Genomic DNA, 26942 nt, shown 5'->3' on the forward strand with positions numbered 1-26942 from the left:
ACCGCCGACATGGATCAATCGCGCGTCTGCTGCGCTGTGCCGTCGATACGGGACGCCGCTTGCCGAAGGACGCAGAAGCCGATGAACGCCGCCGATGTCTTCACCACCCTCGACCTGCTATTGCAGCCGGATCCGGCACGGACCGTGATCCGGCCGTTCGACTTCGGCTACCCCGATGCCTTCGCCAAGGATCGCCCGACCCGGGTCGCGCAGGTCACGGCACGGTTGATGGCGCTGGACGAGACGATGCGGACGCGCATGCTCGACCTGCTGCACGGCGCGATGCGAGAGCGGCACCGCAACGTCGACGAGGCCTTTCTCCGTCGCTTCGAGCAGATGCGGGACAGGCTCGACTGCGGTCCCATCACGCAGGAGCGCGACCGCCTGCTGCTCGGCGCCTATTTCAGCCAGGAATATGCCTTCGAGTCGGCAGCGCTGTTCAACCCCAGCATCGTCCGCGCGCCCGATCGGGTGCAGGACGGCGGCGACCCGCGCTTCATCCTGTCGCTGCGCGGGATCGGCGAGGGTCACATCTCTTCCGTGACGTTCCGTACCGGACGGTGGGACGGCGCGCACGGCCTCGTCATCGACCCCGCCAGCGATCAGGGTGTGCCCCCGACCATCGAGAGCGACGACGACGCCGGTTGGGTCAGACTCCACTCGCCCGACAGTCGCGACATTTCGGAAACGGTGATCTTTCCCATCCTGCCCAGTCAGCGTCAGGGTGTCGAAGACCTCCGCCTCGTCAATTTCACCGATCACGACGGGGTCGAGAGCGTGCTTGGCACCTATACCGCATTCGACGGGCGCGAAGCGCGCTGCGAATTGCTGCGCGGCATAGACGAGCGGACGTACGAAATGCGCCCGCTGCTCGGCGCAATGGCCGGCTACAAGGGCATGGCACTGTTCCCGCGGCGGGTCGACGGCCAGTTCGTCATGCTCGGGCGACAGGACAACGAGCGCATCTGGCTGCTGCGCTCGCCCGATCTTTACACGTGGGAGCACGGCGAACCGATCATGGCGCCCCAATATCCCTGGGAATTCGTGCAGATCGGCAATTGCGGTTCGCCGATCGAGATCGACGAAGGCTGGCTCGTCTTCACGCATGGCGTCGGCATGGTGCGCGGCTATTGCGTCGGCGCCTGCCTGCTCGACAAGGACGATCCGTCGCGCGTCCTTGCCCGCACCCCGTCCCCCTTACTGTTCCCCAGCGCGGAGCAGCGCGGCGGCTACGTGCCCAACGTCACCTATAGCTGCGGCGCGCTGCTGCAGGGCCGGCGCATCCTCCTGCCCTACGCGGTGGGCGACGAGCATACCGCTTTCGCGGTTGGCAGTGTGGATGACCTGCTGTCGGTGATGGCGCCGCAATAACCTGGTCAAAAGGCCTGCGCGATCCGGTCGTGGAGGCCGTGAACGGGGCTGACGATGCCGGCGGCAATGCCCTGCGCGCCATCAAGCAACCCGACGCGGCGATGCAGGTCGGCGCTGGACGCCACGAGTGCCCGCGCGCGGGGTGGCAGCGCATCGAGAAGGTCGGCGTCGAACGAGGGGGCCGTACCGAGCCGGCGGGTGGGGTCGAGCGCCTCGCGCGGCTTGAGTTCGCCCGCGTCGACCGCACGCTGCGTCAGCAGCCAGGCGATCACGTGCATGAGGCGCGTGGTCACCTTCAGCGACTCGCACGAAAATCCCACGCGGATCAGCGGGTCGAGCGCGTCCCGCTCGGCTCGGCCCGCCTCGTCGAAATACGCCCGCGCCTCGTCGGCGAGCACCATCGCCTCGGTATAGAGGGCGTCGATGAGGCGCCGATGGATCCGCGATTCGGAGTGTCCGGAATTCATCGTTTTGCGGGTGCCACAGGCCGAGCGCGGGAGCCATAAGCACCGCACCATATGGTGTGTCGAACTGGGGCGGTTGCGGCGATGATCGTCATCGGCGTCGGCATATCAGGCGATGATATCGGGGATGAGCGTGTCCTCCAGCATCGCGATCTCGTCCTTCAGGCGCAACTTCCGCTTCTTCAGCCTCGCAAGCTGCAACTGGTCGGGAACCCCCACCCCTCCCAGGGCCTCGATCGCGGCGTCCAGGTCGCGATGCTCGGTCCTGAGTCGATCGAGTCGTGCTGCGATCTCGTTTTCGTCCATCGTGCCCCCTCGCGTCACGTCGATCGGGATCGACGACGCGGCCGCAGTTTACGAAACGCTCGTCGCCGCAACAAGCGCTGCGGCAGCATCGCCGGTCGCATGCAGGTCGTCGCATACCATGGCTCGGCCGGTCGCTTTGACCTGATTTCGGTGAGGACTTTTTCGCCCTTTGGTGATTAACTCCATTCCCCCAACCGCATGCATCAGGAGGTACACCGAAATGCACACTGCGCATCAACAGGCTCTGGAGACCAAGCATGCCGCGCTCGACCGCCGCATCGCAGACGAGGTCCATCGCCCGATGCCCGACGCGGCGACGCTAGCCGACCTGAAGCGCCAGAAACTGCGGATCAAGGAAGAGATCGCACGACTCTGACGGGTTCGCGACCGACCCCTCCCGACGCGGGAGGGGTCCTCAGCGAGATTCGTCAGTCTTCGCGGGAAATCTTCTCGCTGCGCTCGTGGCGCTCTTGCGCTTCGACCGTCATCGTCGCGATCGGGCGTGCCTCCAGCCGTCCCAGGCTGATCGGTTCGCCAGTCACTTCGCAATAGCCGTATTCGCCGTCGTCGATCCGACGGAGCGCCGCATCGATCTTTGCGATCAGCTTGCGCTGCCTATCCCGCGTCCGCAGTTCGATCGACCAATCCGTCTCGCTCGAAGCGCGATCGGTGAGATCGGCCTCGCGCAGCGAGTCCAGCTGCAACTGGTTGAGCGTTCCTGCGGCGTCGCTCAGGATCGCCTCCTTCCACCGAAGCAGCTTCGCCCGGAAATAGGCCTGCTGCCTCAGGCTCATGAACGGCTCGTCGGCGCTGGGACGATAGCCGTCCTCCGCGTCGTTGGCCGGCAATGGATTGGTCGTGTCGTCGTGTACGCGATGCACTTGCGCTACCATGCCACTCTCCCTCCGGCCCCTCGAGTGCCAAGGGCCCGCCCCCAAGTCTTGGTGTTCGCGCCTATAATCGTGCCCCGCGTCATTCACAAGCGAGGCGAGTTGCCGAATTCTGCGCATTCGCGACATTTTCTTGCGAATCACCATGTCGACGGCGTCGGCTATCGCAAATAGCCCTGTCGCCGAACCGCGCCTTCGCGGACGACGATGTGTTTCGCCTTGGCACATTAAGGCTGTTGAGGCCGATCGCATGGCATTTCAGGCGCCGGATTCGCCGATGATCATGGTTAATGATCTTGCGCTTCAACCTTTGATTTGCACTTGGTGAGCTAGCGGCGATCCTTCGACGCAATGGGGATACCGGCCAGCGCAGGTCGGAAGTGAGAGAGAACAGATATGTCCGTCCGAATGGCCCTGGCGAAACTGTGCGCTTGCGCATGCGGCGGCGCATTGATCGGCGGCGGAGCGGTGCATGTCGCCGAGCGGCCCAGCCGCCCCACTCTCGTCAAGCAGGTCAAGAAGCGCGTCGTGCACCGCGAGCTGGCCTCGGTCGTGCGGAAGGGGGGCGTTCGCCGGATCGTGACGCGGACCACCACGACCTGCGCGCCGGCTGTCGTCACGGTGGCGAGCCAGGCAGCGCCGGTCCCGCTTCCTCTGCCCCGCGGCGAGGGATTCGTCAGCGGCGGCGGCGGTGCCGTGCCGGTCGTTGTCGGCGGCAGCGGCGGCTGGGCCGGCGGCGGCGGCGGGTTCTTCGGCGGCGGGTTCTTCGGCGGCGGCAGTTCGGGATCGAGCGGCAGCATCGTAATCTCGTCGACGTCGAGCGGCGGATCGACGTCGAGCAGCAGTTCCTCGTCCTCCTCCGGCAATGTCTCCAGTTCCGGCAACGTCTCGAGTTCGTCGTCCGGAAACGTCTCCAGTTCGTCGTCCGGCAACGTCTCCAGCAGCTCCTCGTCGTCCGGAAACGTCTCGAGCTCGACGTCGAGCTCCACCGGCGGCGCCAATGTCGTCGTCGACAATCAGAACAACATCAACAACCAGAACAACAACAGCAATCAGAATTCGAACAGCAACCAAAACTCGAACAACAATCAGAACACCAACACCAATACGAATCAGCAAAGCCAGGACCAGAACCAGAACCAGAACCAGCAGCAGGGGCAGCAACAGGGACAGCAGCAGAACCAGGATCAGAAGGGCTGGAGTACGAGTGGCGGATGGTCCTCGAGCGGTCCGAACCCGCCGCCGCCGCCGCCGGGGCCTCCCGGACCTCCGGGACCGCCCGCGCCGGTGCCGGCTCCGCCGATGGTCCTGCTGTTCGGCGCGGCCGCAGCGGCGCTCGTCGTCAGGCGCCGGATGGCGCGCCCGGCGACCGCCTGACACGTTACCTTCGCTTCTAAAAAGGGGGCCGCCGGATTGCATCCGGCGGCCCCTTTTCGTTTACGCCTATCGTCGGCGCGTCAGGCCGACTGCAGCGCCTTCTCGATATCGGGGACCGGATGTCCGGTCAGATCCTTCGCCAATTCGCCCTTCAGGCGATCGCTGACCTCCTTGTGATAATGCTTGCGCAGTTCGCCCAGCGTCTTCGGCGGCGCGACGATGATCAGCGCCTCGAATTCGTTCGCCAGGGCGCGCCGCTTCAGCATGTCCGCGGTTTCCGCGGCGAAACGATCCTCCTCCTGCTGGTGGAAGTCCGTCTCGTCCATCGACCCGCGCGACGGCGCGAACTGCGCACCGCCGCCGCTGGCATGGTTCGATCCGCCCTGCGCGACCGGCGGCGCACCGGCTCCTGACTGGGTCGAGGAGGCGCCGCCGGCGGCGTCCGTCTTTTGATCGCGGTCGGCCGGGTTCACATGTTCCTCGGCATGCTCGACCTTGAGGTTCGGATAGTCGGCATCGCCCTCGTTCCGGAAGAACAGCGCCTTTCGGCCGTCCGCGACCAGCACGAAGGCATTGTGGGGCACCTGCATCTGACGTCTCCTGATCGTTATCGTCGGGATCGACAACGCCGCGCACCCGGTCGCGGTTGCCGGCTTGCGCCTGGCGGGGGGCGCGGCCATAGCCGTGGCACCATGCACGACATACGCAGCCTTCGCGACGACCCCGCCCCCTTCGACGCCGCCCTCGCCCGTCGCGGTCTCGAGCCGCAGTCGGCGCACCTGATCGCCCTCGACGACGCACGGCGCGCCGCCATCGCCGCGGCGCAGGACGCGCAGACCCGCCGTAACGAGCTGTCGAAGGGCATTGGCCAGGCGAAGGCGCAAAAGGACGAGGCGCGTGCCGCGGCGCTGATGGCGCAGGTCGCCGCCCTCAAGGAGGCTCTTCCCGCGCTCGAAGCGGATGAGGCACACGCCGCCGCCGCGCTCGACGCCGCGCTCGCCGCCCTTCCGAACCGCCCCGCCGCCGACGTACCGGACGGTGCGGACGAAAACGACAATGTCGTCGTCCACAGCCGGGGCACGCCGCCCCACTTCGCCTTCGCGGCGCGGGAGCACGATGCGATCGGCCCCGCGCTCGGCCTGGACTTCGAGACCGGCGTCGCGCTGGCAGGCGCGCGGTTCACGCTGGTCCGCGGCCACGCCGCCCGTCTGCAGCGCGCGCTCGGCCAGTTCATGCTCGACCGGCTGACCCGCCAGCACGGCTATGAGGAGGTCTGCCCGCCCCTGCTCGTGCGCGACGAGGCGGTGTTCGGCACGGGGCAGCTTCCCAAGTTCGCGGAGGACCTGTTCCGCACCACGGACGGCCGCTGGCTGATCCCGACCGCCGAGGTGTCGCTGACCAACATCGTGCGCGAGGCGATCCTGCCAGAGGGCGAATTGCCGCTGCGCTTCGCCGCGCTGACCCCGTGCTTCCGCTCGGAGGCGGGCGCGGCGGGGCGCGACACGCGCGGCTACATCCGCCAGCACCAGTTCGACAAGGTGGAAATGGTGTCGATCGTCGCCCCAGATGCCTCGGAGGCCGAGCACGAGCGCATGACCGCCTGCGCCGAGGGCGTGCTCGACGCGCTGGAACTGCCCTATCGCCGGATGCTGCTGTGTGCGGGCGACATGGGATTCTCGGCGGCGCGGACCTACGATCTCGAGGTATGGCTGCCCGGTCAGGCGCGCTATCGGGAGATTTCCAGCTGCTCCATCTGCACCGACTTCCAGGCGAGGCGGATGAATGCGCGCTACCGGGTCGAGGGGGAGAAAGCACCGCGCTTCGTGCATACGCTGAACGGGTCGGGCCTCGCGGTCGGGCGCACGCTCGTCGCAGTGCTGGAGAACTATCAGCAGGAGGACGGGTCGGTCGCGGTGCCCTCGGCGCTGCAGCCCTACATGGGCGGACTGAACCGGCTGGAGCCGGCGCGCTGAGATGAAGCGCGTCGCGGCCCCGTTCGCGCTGCTGTTGCTGGGGGGATGCATCCCCAGCGTGGATATGCCCGTCGAGGACGCGCCCCCCCCACCCCCGCCGGTCCGCGAGGCGCCTGCCCGCCAGCCCCAGCGATACGACCCGCCGCCGGTCGCCTATCCGCGTGCGCCATGGCGTGACGCCGCGAACGACGGCGACGACCGTCCGGCGCGGCAGGTCGACGTTCCCGTCGCGATGCCGCGCACCGCGCGGCCGGCGTGGGAGGCGCGTCCCGTCACGCCGGATGCGCGGACCGTCTCCGACCAGCGCTACGTCGTGCAGCCCGGCGATTCGCTGCGCGGCATCGCGGAGCGCACCGGCGCGGGATCGGAGGCGATCGCCCGCGCCAACGATCTGGCCCCGCCCTTCACCGTCCGCGCCGGCGAGCGACTGACCATTCCCGGCGGGCGCTACCACCTGGTGCGCCAGGGCGAGAGCGGGATCGCCATCGCCCGCGCCTATGGCGTCGAATGGTCGCGGATCGTTGCCGCCAATGCGCTGGAGGAACCGTACATCCTGCGGGCCGGGCAGCGCATCCTGATCCCCGGCGAGCCGGGCCGCGCGGCCTCCACCGCCGAGCGCGCCGCCGCCTTTCGCCTCGATATCGACGATATCCTCACCGGCGGCGAACCCGCCCCCGCGCCGCGGCAGGCACCCGCCAAGCCCGTCGCCAGCGCACGGCGCGTGCTCCCGCCGACCGCGGTGGTCGAGGCGCCGACCCGCCTTGCAGGGGGCGGCTTCGCCTGGCCGGCCGAGGGCAATGTCGTCGGCCGCTTCGGTCCGGGACGCAGCGGCGAGCGCAACGACGGCATCACGATCGCGGTGCCGATCGGCACCCCGATCCGCGCCACCGCGGATGGCGTCGTGGCCTATGCCGGCGACGGCATCGCGGCGCTGGGCGGCCTCGTCATCATCAAGCACGGCGGCGGCTGGACCAGCGTCTATGGCTATGCCAGCAAGTTGCTGGTCCAGCGCGGGCAGAGCGTGAAGCGTGGCCAGACGATCGCCTTGTCGGGCGACACCGGCTTCGCCGACCGGCCGGAGTTGCACTTCGAATTGCGCAAGGGCCGGACCCCGGTGGATCCGCAGGTGCAGCTGCCGCGGCGCTGAGCCCGGGTCGCGCGCCCACCAACCCCCGTGACGGGACCGTCCCGGCTGTGTAACGGCTGCGCGCATGACCTATGCCTCCGACCTGCTCAATACGCTCTCGACGCGCGGCTACATCCACCAGCTGACCGATGCGGAGGCGCTCGACGCGCTGGCGGCCAAGCAGGTCGTCCCCGGCTATATCGGCTTCGACCCCACTGCGCCGTCGCTCCACGTCGGCAGCCTCGTGCAAATCATGCTGCTGCGTCGCCTGCAGCAGACCGGTCACAAGCCGATCGTGCTGATGGGCGGCGGTACCGGCAAGATCGGCGACCCGAGCTTCAAGGACGAGGCGCGCAAGCTGCTCGGCGAAGAGGGGATCAAGGCCAACGTCGCCTCGATCAAGCGCATCTTCGAACGCTTCCTGACCTTCGGCCCCGAAGGTGAGATGGGGGGACCGACCGACGCGGTGATGCTCGACAATGCCGAGTGGCTCGACCGCCTCGAGTACATTCCCTTCCTGCGCGAGGTCGGCCAGCATTTCAGCGTCAACCGGATGCTGAGCTTCGACTCGGTCAAGCTGCGGCTCGATCGCGAACAGTCGCTGAGCTTCCTCGAGTTCAACTACATGATCCTGCAGGCCTATGATTTCCGGGAACTGGCGCATCGCCACGGCTGCCGGTTGCAGATGGGCGGCAGCGACCAGTGGGGCAATATCGTCAACGGCATCGAGCTCGCCCGCAGGATGGACGGGACGGAGGTGTTCGGCGTCACCACGCCGCTGATTACCACCGCCGACGGCGGCAAGATGGGCAAGACGATGGCGGGCGCCGTCTGGCTGCACGAGGACCAGCTACCGCACTTCGATTATTGGCAGTTCTGGCGCAACACCGACGACCGCGACGTCGGCCGGTTCCTGCGGCTGTTCACCGACCTGCCCCTCGACGAGATCGCCCGTCTCGAAGCGCTGGAAGGCGCCGAGATCAACGAGGCGAAGAAGGTGCTGGCCAACGCGGCGACCGCGATGTGCCGGGGCAGCGCCGCCGCCGAGGAGGCGGCAGAGACCGCACGCCGCACGTTCGAGGAAGGCAGCGCCGGTGCCGCGCTGCCGACGATCACCGTCGAGGGCGGCACGATCGGCGTCGTCGACGCGCTGATCGCGCTGGGCTTCGCCAAGTCGAAGGGCGAGGCGCGCCGGCTGATCGCGGGCGGCGGCGCGCGCATCGGCGCCGAGAAGGTGACCGACGAGGCGCAGATGATCGTCGTCGGCGCCGAGCCGGTCCGTCTTTCGGCCGGCAGAAAAAATCACGGATTGCTCATTCCGGCGGAATAAGCCTTTGTAAACTTACTCTCCCTATGATTGATCCATATTGGTCCAAATTGTACCGTAGCGGACCAAGGGAGAACCGGCGTGACGAGTGCTGCTTCGATGGGTCTTTCCGATGGACGCCACTCGGCCGACGGGCGGGCCGAGCCGCGCGACGAGGTGCATCATCGCAGCCGGGCGAGACTGGTCGACGGCCGCACGCTGCCGGTGCTGATCGTCAACCTGTCGCCTGGGGGATTGATGCTCCGCAGCGATGCCGCCGTCAGCGTCGGCGAATGGATCTCCATCCAGCTGCCCGTCCTGGGCGAAGTGAAGGCGGCGGTCCGTTGGGCGCTCGGCGGTCGGATCGGGTGCCAGCTCGAGCGGGCGATCCCGGCGAATCGGTACCACGCGGTGCTGGGCGGCATGCACGGCTGAGCCGGTTTTTCGTTGAACGATCCGGCAAGTCCCAGCGCGATTTGCGACAGATTGCTGTCGTGCGACGATCTTCCGTTGCACGCGCGCGCAACATAGTTCCGAAGGTCACAAAGGTCACGGTGTTTGGTCGCTTTTGCGGCCACGTCATTCCGCACCTGTCAAAGAGCATGGTGGCCATAGCACATATTCGTGTCAGGGCACAGACTACGTGCTCCCGTTCGACGCAATTAGAATGATATCCCCGCCTTCATAATATATGACGACACGGATGCCCCCATCACTACTAGATTGAGCGCAACACTTTCGTAGTTTCCTTTTTTCAAAATATTTTTTGTTCGTCCAACTGCCCTGAATTGGAGGAGAGCCCCGCTCCCTCCTATCATGACATCGGAATTACATATCCTTCACTTGCCGTTCTGTAATTCACCGTTCAGCGACGTGCGCGCAGGACTTGGGGATGGCAATGCAAGGAGGCGGCTCGATGAAAAGGGGCTTGGTGGCACTACTGGCGCTGGGCGGAGGCATGGTCGTCGCGACGGCGGCAGCCGCGCAGCTGTCGATCAACATCAGCGTCGGATCCCCGCCGCCCCCGCTGCCCGTCTATGCGCAGCCGGCGCTGCCGGGACCGGATTACGTCTGGACGCCGGGCTATTGGGCCTGGGACGACATAGAATACGCCTATTATTGGGTTCCGGGCACCTGGGTAATGGCGCCCCGCCCCGGCCTGCTCTGGACGCCGCCCTGGTGGGGTTGGAGCGACGGCGCCTATGTCTTTCACGCCGGTTATTGGGGCCCGCACGTCGGCTTCTACGGCGGCGTGCCCTATGGGTTCGGCTATACCGGTGTCGGCTATCAGGGCGGGTACTGGAACGGCGGCCACATCTTTTACAATCGCGCCGTCAACACCATCACCAACGTCCACATCACCAACGTCTATCGGCAGGACGTGGTGGTGAACCGCATCACGCGGGTCAGCTACAATGGCGGCCCGGGCGGCGTGCAGGCGCGGCCGAGCCGGCAGGACTGGATCGCCGCGCACGAGGCCCATGTCGCGCCCACGCAGAACCAGTTCGCGCATTTCACGGCGGCGCGCGGCGACCCGCGGCTATTCGCGACCGCGAACCATGGCCACCCGCCAATCGTCGCGACCGCGCGGCCGCTGATGGCAGGTCGTCAGCCTTTCGCCGATCCGCGTCGCGGCGGCTGGCAACCGAGCGGCGCGCCGTTGCACGGGAACGCACCGTCGACCCTGCCGACCGCGTATCGCGCGCCGCATGCGCCACAGCTCGGTGGAGCATCCGCGCAGGAGCAGGCGCAGGCATTCGCCCGCGCGCCGATGCCGGTCGTGCATCGCGGCGGACCGCCGCCCTGGCAGCGTGACACCGCCCCAGGCGCAGCCCCCGCCTCGCCACCGTTCCACGCTCCGCCGCCCCAGTGGCATGGCGCCGTCCCGCAGGCACGCGGCTATGGCGGTGAGGGCATGCGGGACCGGGCGGGGCCCGCCCCGCATGGCGAATGGGCCGCGCAGGGCGGTCGTGCCTGGGCTAACCCTCCCCATGCGGCGGCGGCGCCACGCGTCGCCTTCCATGCGCCGCCGCCGCGGCCCGGCGCCCCTCCGCATCCGCCCCATCGAGGCGGCGGCGACCACCATGGGCATCACGGATAGCGGGGCACTCCGGCCGGTCCGGCTCGCGGCACGCGCGATCCGGACGTGCGCCCTGCGGACCGACGATGCAGCGGCTCTCGGTCCGGGTCAGGCGACGGAGCCGACCGAACGGCGACTTCGCGCATTACCCCGGCAATCGCCTGCCCTGCCGTTCGCGCCTTACCCGGAGCGTAGCAGCGCCACGCCCGCGTCGCGATCGAACAAATAGAGCGCGATGCGCGCCGCCGCGCCGCGCGGCCCTTCGAGGCCGCCGTCGCGGTCGATCAGCAGGCGGGCATCGTCCTGGGCGCATTGCAAGAGGTCGGCGAGCATGTCGGGCGTGGCGAGGCGAAAGGCCATTTCGCCCGACTGGCGCGTGCCGAGCAGTTCGCCGCTGCCGCGCAGCCGCAGATCCTCCTCGGCGATCCGGAAGCCGTCGTTGGTGTCGCGCATCAGCGCGAGCCGCGCGCGCGCGGTCTCGCTCAGCGCCGCGCCGCGCAGCAGCAGGCAGCGCGACAGCCCCCCGCCCCGCCCGACGCGGCCGCGCAGCTGGTGGAGCTGCGCCAGCCCGAAGCGATCGGCATGTTCGATGACGATCAGCGTCGCGTTCGGCACGTCGACGCCCACCTCGATGACGGTCGTCGCGACGAGCACCGACAGGCGGTTGCCGGCGAAGGCCTCCATCACCGCATCCTTCTCCGGCCCCTTCATCCGGCCATGAACGACGCCGACGCGATCCCCGAACCGCGCGCGCAGCTGCTCCGCGCGCATCTCGGCGGCGGCGAGGTCACTCTTCTCGCTTTCCTCCACCAGCGGGCAGACCCAATAGGCCTGACCGCCATCCGCCATATGGCGCCCCAGCGCCTCGACCACTTCGTCCAGCCGGTCCTGGCTGACGACGCGGGTCTCGATCGGCTGGCGTCCCGGCGGCATCTCGTCGAGGCGGCTGACGTCCATCTCGCCATATTGCGCCAGCGTCAGCGTGCGCGGGATCGGCGTCGCGGTCATCGCCAGCAGGTGCGGCGGGGTCCGCCCCTTGGCCTGCAGCATCATTCGTTCGGCGACGCCGAAACGGTGCTGCTCGTCGACGACGACCAGCGCGAGGTCCTTGTAGCCGACCGCCTCCTGGAAGATGGCGTGCGTGCCGACGAGAATGTCGATCTCGCCGCTGGCGAGCCCCATCAGCGTCGCCTCCCGCGCGCGACCCTTGTCGCGCCCGGTCAGCACGGCGATGGTGAGCGGCAGGCCAGCGAGCGTCCGGCGCAAAGTCTCATAATGCTGGCGCGCGAGGATTTCGGTCGGGGCGAGCATCGCGCCCTGCGCCCCGGCCTCGACCGCGATCAGCAGTGCCATCGCGGCGACCAGGGTCTTGCCGGCGCCGACGTCGCCCTGAAGCAGGCGCAGCATGGGCGCGGTCTGCGCGAGATCGCCCTCGATCTCCGCGATCGTGCGGGTCTGCGCGCCGGTCAGCGTATAGGGCAGCTTCAGCAGGTCGCGCAGGCGCCCGTCGCCGTGGAGCGCACGACCGCGCCGCTTGCGCGTGTCGGCGCGGACGAGCGTCATCGCGAGCTGGTTGGCGAAGATCTCGTCATAGGCGAGGCGCTCGCGCGCCGGCTTGTCGGCCGGATCCTCGTGAATTCGCGCCAGCGCCTCGTGCCAGCCTGGCCAGCCGCGCTTTCCCTTCAGCCCCGGCTCGATCCATTCGGGCAGGTCGGGCGCGCGCTCGACCGCCTGCTGCGCGAGCGCGCCAAGGCGGCGCGAGGTCAACCCCTCCGACAGCGGATAGATCGGCTCGCGCGCGCGGAACGGCTCGTCGGGCTCGGCGAGGTCGGGATGGATGATCTGCAGCGTCTGGCCATATTGTTCGAGCTTGCCGGAGACGCGGCGCGGCTCGTTCAGCGGGAGCAATTTCTTCACCCAGCCCGACGAGCCGCCGAAATAGACGAGGCTGACGGCGTTGCCGCGCGCGTCGACCGCCTGGACGCGCGTCGGGCCGCGCCCGCTCGACAGACGATAGTCGACCGGGGTCAGCGTGATCGCGACGATGCGGCCGACGTCGGCCTCGTCCAGCGCGTCGCGGGCGACGCGGTCGACCCAGCCGTTCGGCAGGTGAAAGGCGACGTCGACGACGCGCTGCAAGCCGAGCCGGTCCAAGGGCTTGGCGAGCGCGGGACCGACGCCCTTGAGCGCGGTGACCTCGGCGAACAGCGGATTGAGGATGAGCGGGCGCATGATTACATGGGCCGCTATACCGTACCCGACGGACGCCGCCAGCGTCTGCCGGGCATCCGCGCATTTGCCGCAAAGAAGGGGCCGCATGGACCACGCCACTCGCCTCAAACGCCTGAAGTTCCGCGCCTGGCATCGCGGCACCAAGGAGGCCGACCTGATGATCGGCGGTTTCTTCGACGCGCATGGCGCCAGCATGACGCCCGCGGAACTCGACTGGTTCGAAACGCTTCTGGAGGAGCAGGACGTCGATATCATGGGTTGGGCGATCGGTTCGCTACCATGCCCGGAGCGCTGGCAGGGTCCGATGATGGACCGCATGCGGGCGATCACCTACGTGCCGACGTTCTGACGCCTGCTCGCCCCCGTGTGCGGGAGGGGCGCTTCTATTCTCCCCTCCCGCCTGCGGGAGGGGTTGGGGGTGGGCCTGATCCATCCTCCTGCCTTGCCGCCTGATCCTACACGTCGGGCCCACCCCCTGCCCCTCCCGCAAGCGGGTGGGGGGACATTTCGACCTGCCCCTCCCGCAAGCGGGACGGGAAAATGTTGACCGACCCCTCCTGCCCGCACGAGGGGAATTTGAAAGCCGCGATGCCCGACCTGAAGACGATCCTGTCCGCCAAGACACCGCTGACCCTGTCGGGCATACCGGCGGGATTCCAGCCGGCCTTCCTCGCCGATCTGGCGCGCGCCGCCGCGCAGAAGGGCGCGCGCGCGGTGTTCGTCGCCGCCGACGAGGGCGCGATGCGGGCGATCGCGGGGACGGCGGCGTTCTTCGCGCCCGACCTGGAGGTGATCGGCCTTCCGGCCTGGGACTGCCTGCCCTATGACCGCGCCTCGCCGACGCTGCGGATCATGGCGGAGCGCGTGGCGGCGCTGCACCGGCTGCAGCGGCCGGTGAAGGCACCGCAGCTGCTGCTGACCACCGCCAACGCGGCGACGCAGCGCGTGCTGACGCCGTTCCGCATCCGTCAGCTCGTCGCCCGGCTCGCGCCCGGCGAGCGGATCGACCGCGACAAGCTAGCCGCGCTGCTCCAGGCGAACGGCTATGTCCGCACCGACACGGTGCACGACCATGGCGAATATGCGGTGCGCGGCGGGATCGTCGACCTGTTCCCGAGCGGCGAGGAGCAGGCGCTGCGCCTCGATTTCTTTGGCGACGAGATCGAGAGCGTGCGCACCTTCGATCCCGGCGACCAGCGCACCACGGGACGCGTCGACGGCTTCACCCTGCTGCCCGCGTCCGAGGCCCTGCTCGACGAGGAGTCGATCAAGCGCTTCCGCAGCCGGTACCGTGACAAGTTCGGCGCGACGGCGACGGGCGATCCGCTGTACCAGGCGATCAGCGACGGCCGGCGGCTGGCGGGCATGGAGCATTGGCTGCCGCTGTTCGAGGACAAGCTGGCGACATTGTTCGATCACCTCGGCGCCGACGACGTGGTGGTGCGCGACGCGGGCGTCGCGGGCGCGGTCGAGGGGCGGCTGGAATCGATCGCCGATTATTACGAGAACCGTCAGCGCGCGGAGGGCGCGCAGCCGGGCAGCTACCGCCCCCTCGGCTCGACGGCGCTCTACCTCGGCGAGCGCGAGTGGCGCGAGGCGCTGGAGGCGCGGCACGTCCATACGACGACGCCGTTCCACGAGCCGGAGAGCCGGACGGTGCTCGACTTCGGCGTCGACGGCGCGCGCGACTTCGCGCCCGAGCGCTCGAGCGGTGCCAATGTCTACGATGCGGTCGTCCAGCACCTCGGCCGGCTGCGCAAGGAGGGCAAGAAGCCCGTCCTCGCCAGCTATTCGAACGGCGCGCGCGAGCGGCTCGGCACCCTGCTCAAGGACCATGGCCTGACCGGCGCCAAGGCGGCGGAGACCTGGCAGGAAGCGCTGGGCATCGCGGATACGGGGAAGAGCGCGGGCGTCGCGCTCGTCGTGCTGCCGCTCGACCATGGCTTCACCGCGCCGGACGTCGCGGTCCTCACCGAGCAGGACATGCTGGGCGACCGGCTGGTGCGGCGGGCGAAGCGCAAGAAGTCGGCGGACGCGTTCCTGGCCGAGCTAGCGACGCTGACGCCGGGCGACCTCGTCGTCCATTCCGACCACGGCATCGGCAAATATCTCGGCCTGACCTCGATCCCCGTCGGCCAGAGCCCGCACGACTGCGTCGCGGTCGAATATGCCGGCGGCGACAAGCTCTTCGTGCCGGTCGAGAACCTCGAGGTGCTGTCGCGCTACGGCAGCAGCGAGGAAGCGACGGCGCTCGACCGGCTGGGCGGCGAGGCGTGGCAGCGGCGCAAGTCGAGGATGAAGGAGCGGATCCGCGAGATCGCGGGCGAGCTGATCAAGGTCGCCGCCGAGCGCGCGCTGCGCCCCGGCGAGATCGCCGAGCCCGATCCCAGCGGCTATCCGAGCTTCGTCGACCGTTTCCCCTATGACGAGACCGACGACCAGGACCGCGCGATCGAGGACGTGCTCGCCGACCTGGCGGCGGGCAAGCCGATGGACCGGCTGATCGTCGGCGACGTCGGCTTCGGCAAGACCGAGGTCGCGCTGCGCGCCGCCTTCGTCGCGGCGATGGCGGGGATGCAGGTCGCGGTCATCTGTCCGACGACGCTGCTCGCGCGGCAGCATTTCAACAATTTCACCCAGCGCTTCGAAGGTTTTCCGATCGAGATCGGCCGGCTGTCGCGCCTCGTCCCCGCCGCCGAGGCGAAGAAGACCAAGGAGGGGCTGGCGAGCGGCGGCATCGACATCGTCGTCGGCACGCACGCGCTGCTCGCCAAGGGGATCGAGTTCAAGCGGCTCGGCCTCGTCATCGTCGACGAGGAACAGCGTTTCGGCGTGACCCACAAGGAGCGGCTGAAGGCGCTGCGCGCGGACGTGCACATGCTCACCCTCACCGCGACGCCGATCCCGCGCACGCTGCAGATGGCGATGAGCGGCCTGCGCGAACTGTCGGTGATCCAGACGCCGCCGGTCGACCGGCTGGCGGTGCGTACCTATGTGATGCCGTGGGATCCGGTGGTGCTGCGCGAGGCGCTGCTGCGCGAACATTATCGCGGCGGGCAGAGCTTCCTCGTCACGCCGCGTATCGCCGACCTGCCGGACCTCGAGGACTATCTGCGCAATGAGGTGCCCGAGGTCCGCTACGTCATCGCGCACGGCCAGATGAGCGCGACAGAGGTCGAGGAGCGGATGAGCGCCTTCTACGACAGGAAGTTCGAGGTGCTGATCTCCACGACGATCATCGAGAGCGGCATCGACATCGCGTCGGCGAACACGATGATCGTCAACCGCGCCGACCGGTTCGGACTGGCGCAGCTCTACCAGCTTCGCGGGCGGGTCGGCCGGTCTAAGACACGCGCCTATGCCTATCTGGTGACGCCGCCGGAACGGCAGATGACCGATACGGCGGAAAAGCGCCTGAAGGTATTGTCCGACCTCGACAGCCTGGGCGCGGGCTTCCAGTTGGCCAGCCACGACCTCGACATCCGCGGCGCGGGCAACCTGCTGGGCGACGAACAGTCGGGCCATATCAAGGAGGTCGGCTACGAACTCTACCAGTCGATGCTGGAAGAGGCGATCATGGACGCCAAGGCCGGCGGCCTGGCGAGCGATCGCCCGCGCGACTTCTCGCCGCAGATCACCGTCGACGCGCCGATCCTGATCCCGGACGATTACGTCCCCGACCTCGACCTGCGCATGGGACTGTACCGCCGCCTCAACGAGCTGGATTCGTCGCGCGAGATCGAGGCGTTCGCGGCGGAGATGATCGACCGGTTCGGCCCCCTGCCCGACGCCACCGACAATCTGATCCGCGTCATCGAGATCAAGCTCAACGCCAAGAAGGCGTGCATCGCCAAGATGGACGTCGGCCCGCGCGGCGTGCTGGTCTCGTTCCACGACGACAAGCCGCCCAACGTCCAGGGGCTGCTCGCCTATGTCGACCGGCTGAACGGCGTCGCCAAGCTGCGCCCCGACAGCAAGTTGGTGCTGCAACGCGCGTGGCCCGACGCCAAGGCGCGGCTGCACGGCGCGCTGCAGCTGTCGAAAGGGCTGGCCAAGGCCGCGGGATGAGACGTCCCGCCCCGCTTCCACGGTGGACGCCCGCCGCCGCAGTCTCTATGCCGGGCGCCCGATGAACCTGTTGCTGCTTCTTTCCGCGCTGCTGTCCGCCCTGACCGGGGTAGGATCGGCGGCGCGTGCGCCCGCCGCGGCGCAGGCGGTGAGCGCGCAGGTCACCGCCGCCGCGGCGCGCGTCGCGGCGGTGCGGGTCGCACAACGGCCGCAGGCGGCGATCGCCCGCCTGACTGACATCGCGGTCGCCCACCCCCTCCCCGCCCGATCGCTTGCGGTCGTGCGGCTGTACGCGAGCCGCCGGCGCGAATAGCGCCCCTGCATCGAACGTCCCGTGGCTTCGGCCGCCTGCGCCCACGACCCATGTCATCATCGGCCGCGCCGCCTGTCATCGCGTGCGCGCCGGCCTTCATCAGGACATCACGCTTATGCTCGGCGGCCTCGCCAAATCCCTGTTCGGTTCGTCCAACGACCGGTACGTCAAGTCCCTGAACCCGATCATCGCCAAGATCGCCGCCTTCGAGCCGCAGCTGCAGGCGCTGTCGGACGAGGACCTCGCCGGCCAGACCGCCAAGTTCCGCGAGCAGCTCGCCAACGGCACGAAGCTCGACGACCTGCTGCCCGAAGCCTTCGCCACCGTGCGCGAGGCGGCGGTGCGCGTGCTCGGCATGCGCCATTTCGACGTACAGATGATCGGCGGCATCGTCCTCCATCGCGGCGAGATCGCCGAGATGCGCACCGGCGAGGGCAAGACGCTGGTCGCGACGCTCGCCACCTATCTCAATGCGCTGCCGGGCGACGGCGTCCATGTCATCACCGTCAACGACTATCTCGCCAGCCGCGACGCGGAGTGGATGGGCCAGGTCTATCGCTTCCTGGGTCTGACGGTCGGTACGATCATCCCCAATCTGACCGACGAGCAGCGCCGCGCCGCTTACAACAGCGACATCACCTACGGAACGAACAACGAGTTCGGCTTCGATTATCTGCGCGACAACATGAAGTACGAGCGCTCGTCGATGGTGCAGCGCGCCTTCAGCATGGCGATCGTCGACGAGGTCGATTCGGTGCTGATCGACGAGGCGCGCACGCCGCTGATCATCTCCGGCCCGACCGACGACAAGTCGGAACTGTACATGGGCGTCGACGCGATCGTGAAGCAGCTGAGCGCCGACGATTACGAGAAGGACGAGAAGCAGAAGTCGATCATCCTGACCGAGGACGGCACCGAGAAGGCCGAGCGGCTCCTGGAGGCGGCGGGCCTGCTACAGGGCGCCAACCTCTACGACTTCGAGAATACGCAGGTGGTCCATCACCTCAACCAGGCGCTGCGCGCGAACATGATGTTCAAGCGCGACACCGATTATATCGTCAAGGACGGCAAGGTCGTCATCATCGACGAATTCACCGGCCGCATGATGGACGGGCGCCGCTGGTCCGACGGCCTGCACCAGGCAGTCGAGGCGAAGGAGGGCGTCACGATCGAGCCCGAGAACCAGACGATGGCCTCGATCACCTTCCAGAACTATTTCCGCATGTATCCCAAGCTCGCCGGCATGACCGGTACCGCGGCGACGGAAGCGGCCGAATTCTACGACATCTACAAGATGAACGTCGTCACCATCCCGACCAACGTGCCCGTCCAGCGCGTCGACGAGGAGGACGAATTCTACAAGGACACCAACGACAAGTTCCGCGCGATCGCCAAGAAGATCCGGGAACATGCCGCCAAGGGCCAGCCGGTACTGGTCGGCACGGTGTCGATCGAGAAGTCCGAGCTGCTGAGCGAATTCCTCGTGCAGGAGGGCGTCGACCACAAGGTGCTCAACGCGCGCTACCACGAGATGGAGGCGCATATCGTCGCGCAGGCCGGTCGCAAGTCGGCGGTGACGATCGCGACCAACATGGCCGGCCGCGGCACCGACATCAAATTGGGCGGCAACCTCGAATTCCGGATGCTCGACGAGCATCCCGACCTGGTCGAGGGTACGCCCGAATATGAGGCGGCGGCGGCGCGCATCCGAGAGGAGATCGAGGTCGAGAAGCAGGAAGTGCTCGCGGCGGGCGGCCTGTTCGTGCTCGGCACCGAGCGGCACGAGAGCCGGCGCATCGACAACCAGCTGCGCGGCCGTTCTGGCCGCCAGGGCGACCCCGGCCTGTCGCGCTTCTACCTCAGCCTCGACGACGACCTGCTGCGCATCTTCGGCCCCGACACATTGTTCGCGCGCATGATGCGGTCGAATATCGAGGACGGCGAGGCAATCGGGTCGAAGTGGCTGACCAAGGCGATCGAGACCGCGCAGAAGAAGGTCGAGGCGCGCAACTACGACATCCGCAAGCAGGTCGTCGAATATGACGATGTGATGAACGACCAGCGCAAGGTCATCTACGAGCAGCGCGCCGACATCATGGATGCCGAGACGGTCGGTGACGTCGTCAGCGACATGCGCGCGGAGACGGTCAACGTGATCGTCGGCGAGGCCTGCCCGGTCGGTTCCTATCCGGAACAATGGGACGTCGCCGGCATGAAGACGCGGCTGGTCGAGACGCTGAACCTCGACATGCCCGTGGAAGACTGGCTGACGGAAGACGCGATCGATCCGGAGATCGTCGAGGAGCGCGTGCGCGAGGCGGCCGATGCGATGGTTGCGCAAAAGGCCGCGCAGCTCGAGCCGGAGACGTGGCAGCAGGTCGAGAAATCGATCCTGCTCCAGAATCTGGATCATCATTGGAAGGAGCATCTGGCGACGCTCGACGCGCTGCGCCAGGTCGTCCATCTGCGCGCCTATGCGCAGAAGACGCCGATCAACGAGTACAAGCAGGAGGCGTTCAGCCTGTTCCAGCGGATGCTCGACGCGATCCGCGAGGACGTCAGCCGCACGATCGCCTATGCCGAGTTCCAGATCCAGGCGCCGCCGCCGCTGCCGGAGCTGCCCGATTTCATCACGACGCACTTCGACCCGTTCACCGGCGAGGACAATTCGGCGGACATCGACGCCGCCACGCTGGGCCGCGTCATGCCGCAGTTGCCGCCGATGCAGATGGTGCAGCCCGAGGCGCCGGACCTGGGCGACGATCCGGCCGGCTGGGAAGGCCGCGTCAATCGCAACGCTCCCTGTCCGTGCGGATCGGGCCGCAAGTACAAGCATTGCCATGGCGCGGTAACCGCCTGAAGCGAAGTGGCGCTAGCCGCGCCCGTTGGGACGGGCGCGGGCCGCGAGAGCGACGCCGCGGCACCGCTGCCGGGGTCCATGTCCGCGCACTGCACCCATCTGGTGTGCGATCCGGCGAGGGGATGGATCGGTGCAGGGCGGGGCCAATGAAAAGGGGCCGGTCGCGCGATCCGCGACCGGCCCCACTTTGCGTCCGGCGTCGGCCCGCCGCGCCGCGTCAGTTCGCCTTGGGCAGCACCACGCTCGGCCCGATCGTGTCGACGACCGAGCGGGCGTTGAACGCGCGCAGATTGTCGCGCGGGATCGGCCCGTGGCGCATGACGATTTCCGCGGTCGCCTCGTACCGGTCGATCTGGCGGATATCGAACCCATTGTCCCAGGGGCCGAAGCCACCGAACCACGGGTCCCAAGTGCGCCAGCCGAAGCCGCGGCCGTAATAGCGCCACGCCGGGCCCCAATAACCGCCGAATCCACCGAAGCCGCCGATCCCCGGCGTCGTATAGACCTGCGACTGGCGATCGGTGTCGCGGTTGGCCATGACGAAATAGTCGAAGCCGTTCTGCAGCGTCAGTTCGGCGGCGCGAAACAGCAGGTAGCGTTCGACCGTGTCGCGCGACGTGACGCTGTTGCCGGCGAAGCTGACGATGAAGCGATCCGGCTCGATCCGCCGTTCGCTGTAACCCGTCCGATTGAAGCCCTGGCCCGTGGCGGGCCGGTATGTGGTCTCGGTCGCGCAACCCGCGACCATCAGCGTGCTCGCGGCCATCGCCGCGATCATCGCCTTACGGCCAAGATGCATCATGTTTCCCATACTCCATTCGCGCGCGGGTGCGGCGAACCCGCCGTTCTTACGCTATGCGAGTCGAACGAGCGATGAACGACTTGGCTCCATCATGGCACGCTCCATCGCCGCGTTCAGGCGCCGATCAGGTGCAGTGCGAGGCTGCGGCGGTGCGGCCGGCGACGATGTTCGAAGAGATAGATCCCCTGCCACGTGCCGAGCGCGAGCGCGCCGTCGATCAGCGGAATGGTCAGCTGCACGCCGGTCAGCGCGGTGCGCAGATGGGCCGGCATGTCGTCTGGTCCCTCGTCGTCATGCTCGTAGGCCGCGTCCTCTGGCGCGATCCGCTCGAAATAGGCCTCCATGTCGCGGCGCACGGCCGGCGCGGCATTCTCCTGGATCACCAGCGACGCGGAGGTGTGACGGCAGAAGATCGTGAGCAGGCCGTCGGCGAGGCCTTGCTCCGCCACCCAGCCCGCAACGCGCTCGGTGATCTCGAGCAGCCCCTTGCCGCGCGTGTCGATGGCCAGCATGCCCAGCGCCTGCCGCATTCGCTTCCCTTTCGATGTTGACAACCCAGCATGTGGGGCGGGCATGCGCACGCGGCAAGCAACCGCTCGCCGACGTCACCAAAGCTACCGCCGGACGTTAAGGCTGGTCGATAACATATTGAGAGATCAACCGATGGCCGACGAGGACCCCTTCCGGAACAAGCCGCAGCGGCAGGCGATCCCGCGCATGCTCGTCTTCCTGGCCGTGCTGGTCGTGCTCGCGGTGGCGATCGCGATCGGTTTCGAGCGAAGCTAGGGCGTGATCCGTGCGTCGATAGCGGCGGCGGCCCCGCGCAGCCACACCGAACGCTGTGTTGCGAGGGTTAGCCCCCGTTTGGAAACGGGCTCTCGCGCAATCGGGCCTGCCTTTTCGCCTCGGTTCCGATGCAGTCGGCACGGGCGCACCACGCCGTTTCGATCCTGGCGACGGCCGACGCTGTCGATCAGTGCGCGACGAGGGCGGCGATCTCCGTTGCATTGAGCGTGCGCCGCGCATTCGGCTCCGGGCCCTCGAGCACCAGATAGGCGTGGGCACGCGTGACGTCATCGAGCCGCCGCCAGAGGTCCAGGCATTCGCCGACCGATGCCCGCAACGGACGATGCAGCGAGGCGACGAGTTGTGCGGCGGTCGCACGATGCATGAGGTCCACGGGCGACGATCCTGTACAAACGAAGCGGCATGCCATTGCGCGGCATGCTCGCGTCGCCCCTACCCTAATCGCGCGCCATTTCCGATGCGTTAAACGTGATCAATATGTGAAGGTTCGGTGCAGTCGCGCCATGCGGCGATGCCCACACCCCTCGGCTGGCTCAGCCCGGCAGCGAGTCCTCCGCGTCCACCGAAGGCTTGCTCGTGACCGCGAGCAGGACGGGCACCGCGAGCACTGCCGCGGCCATCGCGCCGATCGCCAATTCCAGGTAGATCATGTGAAGCCTCTCCCGCGGGCGCGTTGTGCGCCTCGCCAGCGGCCATGATGTCGCGTCGCGAAAGGCTTGGCAACCGCTAATCGGGAAGGACACAGTGACGGCAGGTCAGCTTCGCAAGGGCGAAGCGATGGCTCCCTGAGTTGGATTCGAACCAACGGCCGCTCGATTAACAGTCGAGAGCTCTACCGCTGAGCTATCAGGGACCGTTACCGTCGCTGTGTGGAGGGGGTCTATAAACGGCAATTCGGATCGCGCAACCCCGTTTTCGCGGGTTTTCCACAATGGCGTGTCGGAGGCGTTCCACCTGCCCTGCGCGGCCCGGCGGCGCGGGTCAGGCGATGAACTGTTCCATGGTGATGCGATCGTCCAGCGCATGTTCGGGATCGAACAGCAACGTCAGCTCGCGCGCGCGATCCATGCCGATCGCCACCTCTGCGACGTCGCGGAACTCGCGCTGGTCGGCGACCGCCGACACGGGTCGCTTGCCGGGGTCGAGGACGCGGATCGAGATCCGCGCCTTGTCGGGCAGGATCGCGCCACGCCAGCGCCGCGGGCGGAACGGGCTGATCGGCGTCAGCGCGAGCATGTTCGAGCCAAGCGGCAGGATCGGCCCCTGCGCGGACAGGTTGTAGGCGGTCGACCCCGCGGGGGTGGCCACCAATATGCCGTCGCAGGCGAGCTCGTCGAGCACGATCCGGTCGTTGACCGTCACTTCCAGCTTGGCGGTCTGCCGCGTCTCGCGCAGCAGCGACACCTCGTTGATCGCCGGCGCCTGATGCACGCGGCCGTCCATGCCGGTGACGGTGGCGCTGAGCGGCGTCACCTTGAACGGCTTGGCGCGGGCGAGCCGTTCGCCGAGGTCGAAGCGCCGCCATTCGTTCATCAGGAACCCGACCGTGCCCAGGTTCATCCCGAACACGGGTACCGCCGGGCGACGCTGATCGAGCTGCGCGTGGAGCGTCTGGAGGAGGAAACCGTCGCCGCCCAGGGCGATGATGACATCCGCCTCGGCCGGATCGACCCAGTCGGCGGCATCCGCCAGTTCGGCGGCGGCGGCCTGCGCGGGTGCGGTGGGCGAGGCGACGAGCGCGCGCCGTTCGAAGGCGTTCATCCGCCTGTGACGCTCATGTGCCGCGTCGTCGCGGGCGCGGCGCCTGCGCCGATGGTGAAGTCGTGCCGCGCGGGCTTGCGCATCAGCCCCTGATCGATCGCCGCGTCCAGGCCCGGTATGCCGCCGTCGCGGAGCGCCGCCTTTAGATCGACGCGATCCTCGTGACCCAGGCACATGTACAACGTACCTTCGGTGGTCAGCCGCACGCGGTTGCAGCCGTCGCAGAAATTGGCGGTCAGCGGAGAGATCAGGCCGAGCCGCGTCGCACTCTCGCCGACGCGCCAGTAGCGCGCCGGACCGCCCGTGCGATGCGGGTCGCGGGCCAGAGGGAAGCGCGCGGCCAGCGCCTCGAAGACACGCGTCAGCGGCACGAACCGGTCGACGCGATCCTCGTCGATCGCGCCGAGCGGCATCGTCTCGATCAGCGACAGGTCATGCCCTTCGTCGACGCACCATTGCAGCATGGTGCCGATCTCGTCCTCGTTGAGCCCGGCGAGCGCGACCATGTTGATCTTGATCGCGAGCCCGGCCGCCTTCGCCGCCGCGATGCCACCGAGCACCTGGCCGAGGTCGCCATGCCGGGTGATGAAGCGGAACCGGTCGGCATCGAGGCTGTCGAGACTGACGTTGATGCGCCGGATGCCCGCCGCGACCATCTCGTCCGCATATTGGGCCAGCCGCGTCCCGTTGGTCGTCATCGTCAGCTCGTCGAGGCCCTGGCCGACATGACGGCCGAGGCGGCGCACCAGATCGCCGACGTCGCGCCGCACCAGCGGCTCCCCGCCCGACAGGCGGATCTTCGTCACGCCGCGCGCCATGAAGCGTTCCGCGATGATCGCGATCTCGTCGAGGCTGAGCAGCTTTGCCCGCGGCAGGAACGTCATCTGCTCCGCCATGCAATAGCGGCAGCGCAGGTCGCAGCGGTCGGTGACCGAGATGCGCAGATACCGGATCGCCCGGCCATGCGCATCGACCAGCCGCTGATCGGGAAAAGGTGGAGCGGAGGCCATGGTCATCGAGCTAGGACGTCAACCCGGCGCGGACAAGTCCGTTCCACATTGCCCGAAACGGTCGCACCGCCTAGTCGTGGCACGATGGGGCGGAGAGACGAGCGCGGCACCGTGATAATCGTGTCGCCGCAGGATCATGATCGACTGGCGGCCGTGGCGCGCGCGGACGGCTGGATCGTCAGCACGGCGCGGCAGGCGGACGTGCACGCGGCGATGGCGGGCAACGCCGCGGTGGCGCTGGTCGATGCGCGCCGCGACGCCGAATCGGGGATCGAGGCGGTGCGCGCACTGGGCGGATTCGCCGCCGCGACGGGCGGCGCGCTGGTCGCACTGCTCGACACGGTCGACGACGACGCGACGCTCGATGCGCTCTACGCCGCCGGTGCGACGCATTTCGCCTGCGACGCCGCCGACGATTCGGTCCGCCAGACGCTCCGCTTCGCCCGCCGCCACGCCAATCGCGCGGGCGCCCGCCCCGACGACCGCCGCCTGCCCAGCGAACGGGAGGACGAACAGGTCGCGGTCGCGGAGCGCTGGATCGCGGCCCGACTGGCGCAGGGCGCCCCGATCGGCGTGCTGATGATCGCCCTGTCGCGCCTCGACATCCTGAACGCCGCACGCGGTCGGGCGACGGGCGACGTGCTGATTGCGGAGGCGCGCCACCAGGTCGAGGCGATCGTAGCCGACCTGCTCGGCGATGCGGCGATCGTCGCGGTGCCGAGCGGCGGCGAACTGATCGTCGCCGCGGCGGCGGATGCGGCGACGCTCGACCGGCTGGCGGCCAGGCTGGACGGCGCGCTGGCGAAGCCCCTCGCGGTCGCGGGGCGGCTCGCGGTGCTCGGCAGTCGCTGGGCGATGGCCGGCAGTGTGCAGGGCGACGATGCCGGTCGCCTGCTGCGCCGCGCCGCGGAGGCGCTCGCCGCCGCCAAGGCCAGCGACAGCGGCATGGTCCGCGTCGTCGGTCCACAAGGCGCCGCGCCGCTCGATGCGATGGCGGTCGACCTGCATTATGCCATCGAGCAGGGCGAGATCGACATCTTGTTCCAGCCCCAGGCCCGGATCGGCGACGGCGGGGTGATCGGGGTCGAGGCGCTGGCACGCTGGCGGCACGGCCGGCTGGGCGCGCTCGGCGCGGACGTGCTGTTTGCCGCGGCGGAGCGCGCCGACCTCGGGCTGGCATTGTCCGACCACATCCAGTCGCTGGTGCTGACGCGCGCCGCGGCGTGGCGGGATGCCCGCGCCGCCTTGCGGGTCGCGCTCAACCTGACGCCGGCCGATCTCGGCCGCCCGGGCTTCGCGAACGCGTTCCTCGCCCGCGTCGCCGCCAGCGGCTTTCCGCCGGCGCGACTGACCGTCGAGATCACCGAATCGAGCGCGATCCGCGACCTGGAAGCTGCGGCCGGCGTGCTCGACGCGCTGCGCGATGCGGGCATCAAGGTCGCGCTCGACGATTTCGGCACCGGCTATTCCAGCCTCGCCTATCTGACGGCGCTGCCGCTCGACTATCTCAAGCTGGACAAGGCACTGGCGGTCGGCGACGGCGCGCGCCATCGGGGGGTGGTCCGCGCGGTGATGACGCTGGCGCGGTCGCTCGGCCTGCCGGTGATCGCGGAGGGCGTGGAGACGCAGGCGCAGCGGGCGCTGCTCGCGGCGGAAGGATGCGCCATATACCAGGGTTTCCTGCTCGCACCCCCGCTCGACGAGGCGCGCCTCGCGATGCTGGTCAATCCCGTCACGGAGGACGAACGATGATGCCGATCCTGCTCGCCGCCGCGCTGGTCGCGCCCGCCCCCATCCCCGCCCCCGCCCCCGACGCGGATCCGCAACCCGCGATCGAGGCGGCGATGGTCGCGAGCGCCGCGGGCTGGACCAGCGGCGACATGGCGAAGTTCCTAGACATCTACGCCGGTGATGCCGTCTTCGTGACCAAGGACGGCCTCGTCCGCGGCAAGGCGGCGATCGCCGCCCGCTACGACAAGGGCTATGGCACCGACCCGACCAAGCGCGGCGCACTGAGCTTCCAGATGCTCGGCCACCGCCGGATCAGCAACGTCCACCAGATGCTGTGGGCGCGCTGGACGCTGCGCTATCCCGGCGGCCGGACCGACACCGGCATGACCTCGCTGCTGTTCGAACGCCGGCCGGAAGGCTGGAAGATCATTTCCGACCATAGCAGCTGAGGGCTCAGCCTTAGCC

The 26942-nt window shown here is 68.4% G+C and carries 25 protein-coding genes and 1 tRNA gene; 15 read left to right on the forward strand and 11 right to left on the reverse strand.

The annotated features are described in order from the left end of the window. Positions 1-81 precede the first annotated feature (81 nt). Positions 82-1371: a glycoside hydrolase family 130 protein gene (locus IQ292_RS15145; RefSeq protein WP_203311153.1), complete on the forward strand. Its 1290-nt coding sequence runs from the start codon at positions 82-84 to the stop codon at positions 1369-1371. Positions 1372-1376: 5 nt separating this feature from the next. On the opposite strand, the gene IQ292_RS15150 is transcribed toward IQ292_RS15145, so the two are convergent. After that, entirely contained in the window at positions 1377-1838 is a 462-nt protein-coding gene (locus tag IQ292_RS15150; protein WP_203311154.1) for a DUF1465 family protein, read from the reverse strand. Positions 1839-1943: 105 nt separating this feature from the next. Further along, positions 1944-2141 (reverse strand): YdcH family protein, encoded by a 198-nt coding sequence (locus tag IQ292_RS15155; protein WP_203311155.1) that lies wholly within the window; start codon positions 2139-2141, stop codon positions 1944-1946. Positions 2142-2361: 220 nt separating this feature from the next. Between IQ292_RS15155 and IQ292_RS15160 the strand changes: the two genes are divergently transcribed. Next, positions 2362-2517 carry a YdcH family protein gene (locus IQ292_RS15160; RefSeq protein ID WP_203311156.1) on the forward strand — a complete coding sequence of 52 codons (156 nt, stop codon included), beginning with the start codon at positions 2362-2364 and terminating at the stop codon, positions 2515-2517. A gap of 52 nt (positions 2518-2569) precedes the next feature. Here IQ292_RS15160 and dksA read toward each other — a convergent pair whose 3' ends face one another. Then, positions 2570-3034, reverse strand: a complete 465-nt coding sequence (gene dksA / locus IQ292_RS15165) for an RNA polymerase-binding protein DksA (protein WP_203311157.1) — start codon at positions 3032-3034, stop codon at positions 2570-2572. 393 nt (positions 3035-3427) lie between these two features. Between dksA and IQ292_RS15170 the strand changes: the two genes are divergently transcribed. Then, positions 3428-4408 carry a hypothetical protein gene (locus IQ292_RS15170; RefSeq protein ID WP_238941141.1) on the forward strand — a complete coding sequence of 327 codons (981 nt, stop codon included), beginning with the start codon at positions 3428-3430 and terminating at the stop codon, positions 4406-4408. Positions 4409-4488: 80 nt separating this feature from the next. Here IQ292_RS15170 and IQ292_RS15175 read toward each other — a convergent pair whose 3' ends face one another. Further along, a complete protein-coding gene (locus tag IQ292_RS15175) occupies positions 4489-4998 on the reverse strand; it encodes a host attachment family protein (protein ID WP_203311158.1) in 510 nt (169 codons plus the stop codon). A 102-nt stretch (positions 4999-5100) separates the two neighbouring features. Between IQ292_RS15175 and serS the strand changes: the two genes are divergently transcribed. The 5 genes from serS (at position 5101) to IQ292_RS15200 (ending at position 10914) form a co-directional block, all read left to right on the forward strand. Then, positions 5101-6381 carry a serine--tRNA ligase gene (gene serS / locus IQ292_RS15180; protein ID WP_203311159.1) on the forward strand — a complete coding sequence of 427 codons (1281 nt, stop codon included), beginning with the start codon at positions 5101-5103 and terminating at the stop codon, positions 6379-6381. Between the two features lies 1 nt (position 6382). Continuing rightward, complete coding sequence (locus IQ292_RS15185) at positions 6383-7528, forward strand: M23 family metallopeptidase (RefSeq protein WP_203311160.1); 1146 nt, start codon at positions 6383-6385, stop codon at positions 7526-7528. A gap of 64 nt (positions 7529-7592) precedes the next feature. Beyond that, a complete protein-coding gene (gene tyrS, locus IQ292_RS15190) occupies positions 7593-8837 on the forward strand; it encodes a tyrosine--tRNA ligase (protein WP_203311161.1) in 1245 nt (414 codons plus the stop codon). Between the two features lie 78 nt (positions 8838-8915). Then, on the forward strand, positions 8916-9248 hold the full coding sequence (locus tag IQ292_RS15195; protein ID WP_287979529.1) for a PilZ domain-containing protein: 333 nt from the start codon (positions 8916-8918) through the stop codon (positions 9246-9248). A 481-nt stretch (positions 9249-9729) separates the two neighbouring features. Further along, positions 9730-10914, forward strand: coding sequence for a YXWGXW repeat-containing protein (locus IQ292_RS15200; RefSeq protein WP_238941142.1), 1185 nt, complete (start codon positions 9730-9732; stop codon positions 10912-10914). A gap of 159 nt (positions 10915-11073) precedes the next feature. Here IQ292_RS15200 and recG read toward each other — a convergent pair whose 3' ends face one another. Beyond that, positions 11074-13125 (reverse strand): ATP-dependent DNA helicase RecG, encoded by a 2052-nt coding sequence (recG, locus tag IQ292_RS15205; protein WP_203311163.1) that lies wholly within the window; start codon positions 13123-13125, stop codon positions 11074-11076. Between the two features lie 85 nt (positions 13126-13210). On the opposite strand from recG, the gene IQ292_RS15210 reads away from it, so the two are divergent. The 4 genes from IQ292_RS15210 to secA all read left to right on the forward strand — a co-directional run bounded on the left by IQ292_RS15210 (position 13211) and on the right by secA (position 20366). Continuing rightward, complete coding sequence (locus tag IQ292_RS15210; RefSeq protein ID WP_203311164.1) at positions 13211-13474, forward strand: FAD assembly factor SdhE; 264 nt, start codon at positions 13211-13213, stop codon at positions 13472-13474. A gap of 239 nt (positions 13475-13713) precedes the next feature. Further along, on the forward strand, positions 13714-17193 hold the full coding sequence (gene mfd, locus IQ292_RS15215) for a transcription-repair coupling factor (protein ID WP_203311282.1): 3480 nt from the start codon (positions 13714-13716) through the stop codon (positions 17191-17193). Between the two features lie 61 nt (positions 17194-17254). After that, positions 17255-17506 carry a hypothetical protein gene (locus tag IQ292_RS15220; protein ID WP_203311165.1) on the forward strand — a complete coding sequence of 84 codons (252 nt, stop codon included), beginning with the start codon at positions 17255-17257 and terminating at the stop codon, positions 17504-17506. 115 nt (positions 17507-17621) lie between these two features. Next, complete coding sequence (secA, locus tag IQ292_RS15225) at positions 17622-20366, forward strand: preprotein translocase subunit SecA (RefSeq protein WP_203311283.1); 2745 nt, start codon at positions 17622-17624, stop codon at positions 20364-20366. Between the two features lie 217 nt (positions 20367-20583). Here the strand turns inward: secA and IQ292_RS15230 are convergent, their stop codons facing one another. Together IQ292_RS15230 and IQ292_RS15235 are read right to left on the reverse strand one after the other, a co-directional pair. Further along, the gene (locus tag IQ292_RS15230) at positions 20584-21168 is read right to left on the reverse strand and encodes a CC0125/CC1285 family lipoprotein (RefSeq protein WP_203311166.1); all 585 of its coding nucleotides are present in this window, start codon (positions 21166-21168) and stop codon (positions 20584-20586) included. A gap of 113 nt (positions 21169-21281) precedes the next feature. Continuing rightward, on the reverse strand, positions 21282-21698 hold the full coding sequence (locus IQ292_RS15235) for a secondary thiamine-phosphate synthase enzyme YjbQ (RefSeq protein WP_203311167.1): 417 nt from the start codon (positions 21696-21698) through the stop codon (positions 21282-21284). A 133-nt stretch (positions 21699-21831) separates the two neighbouring features. Between IQ292_RS15235 and IQ292_RS17825 the strand changes: the two genes are divergently transcribed. Beyond that, complete coding sequence (locus IQ292_RS17825; protein ID WP_275298334.1) at positions 21832-21954, forward strand: hypothetical protein; 123 nt, start codon at positions 21832-21834, stop codon at positions 21952-21954. Between the two features lie 187 nt (positions 21955-22141). Here the strand turns inward: IQ292_RS17825 and IQ292_RS15240 are convergent, their stop codons facing one another. The 4 genes from IQ292_RS15240 to moaA all read right to left on the reverse strand — a co-directional run bounded on the left by IQ292_RS15240 (position 22142) and on the right by moaA (position 24752). Continuing rightward, positions 22142-22348 carry a hypothetical protein gene (locus IQ292_RS15240; RefSeq protein ID WP_203311168.1) on the reverse strand — a complete coding sequence of 69 codons (207 nt, stop codon included), beginning with the start codon at positions 22346-22348 and terminating at the stop codon, positions 22142-22144. A 405-nt stretch (positions 22349-22753) separates the two neighbouring features. Beyond that, positions 22754-22828: transfer RNA gene (locus IQ292_RS15245), tRNA-Asn, on the reverse strand. A gap of 128 nt (positions 22829-22956) precedes the next feature. Further along, complete coding sequence (locus IQ292_RS15250; RefSeq protein WP_203311169.1) at positions 22957-23736, reverse strand: NAD kinase; 780 nt, start codon at positions 23734-23736, stop codon at positions 22957-22959. Beyond that, complete coding sequence (gene moaA, locus IQ292_RS15255) at positions 23733-24752, reverse strand: GTP 3',8-cyclase MoaA (RefSeq protein WP_420853707.1); 1020 nt, start codon at positions 24750-24752, stop codon at positions 23733-23735. Before moaA ends, IQ292_RS15250 begins: the two co-directional genes overlap by 4 nt. A gap of 105 nt (positions 24753-24857) precedes the next feature. Here moaA and IQ292_RS15260 point away from each other — a divergent pair, with 105 nt between their 5' ends. Together IQ292_RS15260 and IQ292_RS15265 are read left to right on the forward strand one after the other, a co-directional pair. Continuing rightward, positions 24858-26498, forward strand: coding sequence for an EAL domain-containing protein (locus IQ292_RS15260; protein ID WP_338057645.1), 1641 nt, complete (start codon positions 24858-24860; stop codon positions 26496-26498). Beyond that, positions 26495-26926, forward strand: a complete 432-nt coding sequence (locus IQ292_RS15265; RefSeq protein WP_238941143.1) for a YybH family protein — start codon at positions 26495-26497, stop codon at positions 26924-26926. Before IQ292_RS15260 ends, IQ292_RS15265 begins: the two co-directional genes overlap by 4 nt. The last annotated feature ends 16 nt before the right edge of the window (positions 26927-26942 follow it).

It is taken from the genome of Sphingomonas beigongshangi (assembly GCF_016820445.1).
In the GTDB taxonomy this organism is placed as follows: domain Bacteria; phylum Pseudomonadota; class Alphaproteobacteria; order Sphingomonadales; family Sphingomonadaceae; genus Sphingomonas; species Sphingomonas beigongshangi.

What these genes read in the sequence shown, in the direction of transcription:
- IQ292_RS15145 (WP_203311153.1), top strand. Translation starts at nt 82, where the DNA reads ATGAACGCCGCCGATGTCTTCACCACCCTCGACCTGCTATTGCAGCCG.
- IQ292_RS15150 (WP_203311154.1), bottom strand. Translation starts at nt 1,838, where the DNA reads ATGAATTCCGGACACTCCGAATCGCGGATCCATCGGCGCCTCATCGAC.
- IQ292_RS15155 (WP_203311155.1), bottom strand. Translation starts at nt 2,141, where the DNA reads ATGGACGAAAACGAGATCGCAGCACGACTCGATCGACTCAGGACCGAG.
- IQ292_RS15160 (WP_203311156.1), top strand. Translation starts at nt 2,362, where the DNA reads ATGCACACTGCGCATCAACAGGCTCTGGAGACCAAGCATGCCGCGCTC.
- dksA (WP_203311157.1), bottom strand. Translation starts at nt 3,034, where the DNA reads ATGGTAGCGCAAGTGCATCGCGTACACGACGACACGACCAATCCATTG.
- IQ292_RS15170 (WP_238941141.1), top strand. Translation starts at nt 3,428, where the DNA reads ATGTCCGTCCGAATGGCCCTGGCGAAACTGTGCGCTTGCGCATGCGGC.
- IQ292_RS15175 (WP_203311158.1), bottom strand. Translation starts at nt 4,998, where the DNA reads ATGCAGGTGCCCCACAATGCCTTCGTGCTGGTCGCGGACGGCCGAAAG.
- serS (WP_203311159.1), top strand. Translation starts at nt 5,101, where the DNA reads ATGCACGACATACGCAGCCTTCGCGACGACCCCGCCCCCTTCGACGCC.
- IQ292_RS15185 (WP_203311160.1), top strand. Translation starts at nt 6,383, where the DNA reads ATGAAGCGCGTCGCGGCCCCGTTCGCGCTGCTGTTGCTGGGGGGATGC.
- tyrS (WP_203311161.1), top strand. Translation starts at nt 7,593, where the DNA reads ATGACCTATGCCTCCGACCTGCTCAATACGCTCTCGACGCGCGGCTAC.
- IQ292_RS15200 (WP_238941142.1), top strand. Translation starts at nt 9,730, where the DNA reads ATGAAAAGGGGCTTGGTGGCACTACTGGCGCTGGGCGGAGGCATGGTC.
- recG (WP_203311163.1), bottom strand. Translation starts at nt 13,125, where the DNA reads ATGCGCCCGCTCATCCTCAATCCGCTGTTCGCCGAGGTCACCGCGCTC.
- IQ292_RS15210 (WP_203311164.1), top strand. Translation starts at nt 13,211, where the DNA reads ATGGACCACGCCACTCGCCTCAAACGCCTGAAGTTCCGCGCCTGGCAT.
- mfd (WP_203311282.1), top strand. Translation starts at nt 13,714, where the DNA reads ATGCCCGACCTGAAGACGATCCTGTCCGCCAAGACACCGCTGACCCTG.
- IQ292_RS15220 (WP_203311165.1), top strand. Translation starts at nt 17,255, where the DNA reads ATGAACCTGTTGCTGCTTCTTTCCGCGCTGCTGTCCGCCCTGACCGGG.
- secA (WP_203311283.1), top strand. Translation starts at nt 17,622, where the DNA reads ATGCTCGGCGGCCTCGCCAAATCCCTGTTCGGTTCGTCCAACGACCGG.
- IQ292_RS15230 (WP_203311166.1), bottom strand. Translation starts at nt 21,168, where the DNA reads ATGATGCATCTTGGCCGTAAGGCGATGATCGCGGCGATGGCCGCGAGC.
- IQ292_RS15235 (WP_203311167.1), bottom strand. Translation starts at nt 21,698, where the DNA reads ATGCGGCAGGCGCTGGGCATGCTGGCCATCGACACGCGCGGCAAGGGG.
- IQ292_RS17825 (WP_275298334.1), top strand. Translation starts at nt 21,832, where the DNA reads ATGGCCGACGAGGACCCCTTCCGGAACAAGCCGCAGCGGCAGGCGATC.
- IQ292_RS15250 (WP_203311169.1), bottom strand. Translation starts at nt 23,736, where the DNA reads ATGAACGCCTTCGAACGGCGCGCGCTCGTCGCCTCGCCCACCGCACCC.
- moaA (WP_420853707.1), bottom strand. Translation starts at nt 24,752, where the DNA reads ATGACCATGGCCTCCGCTCCACCTTTTCCCGATCAGCGGCTGGTCGAT.
- IQ292_RS15265 (WP_238941143.1), top strand. Translation starts at nt 26,495, where the DNA reads ATGATGCCGATCCTGCTCGCCGCCGCGCTGGTCGCGCCCGCCCCCATC.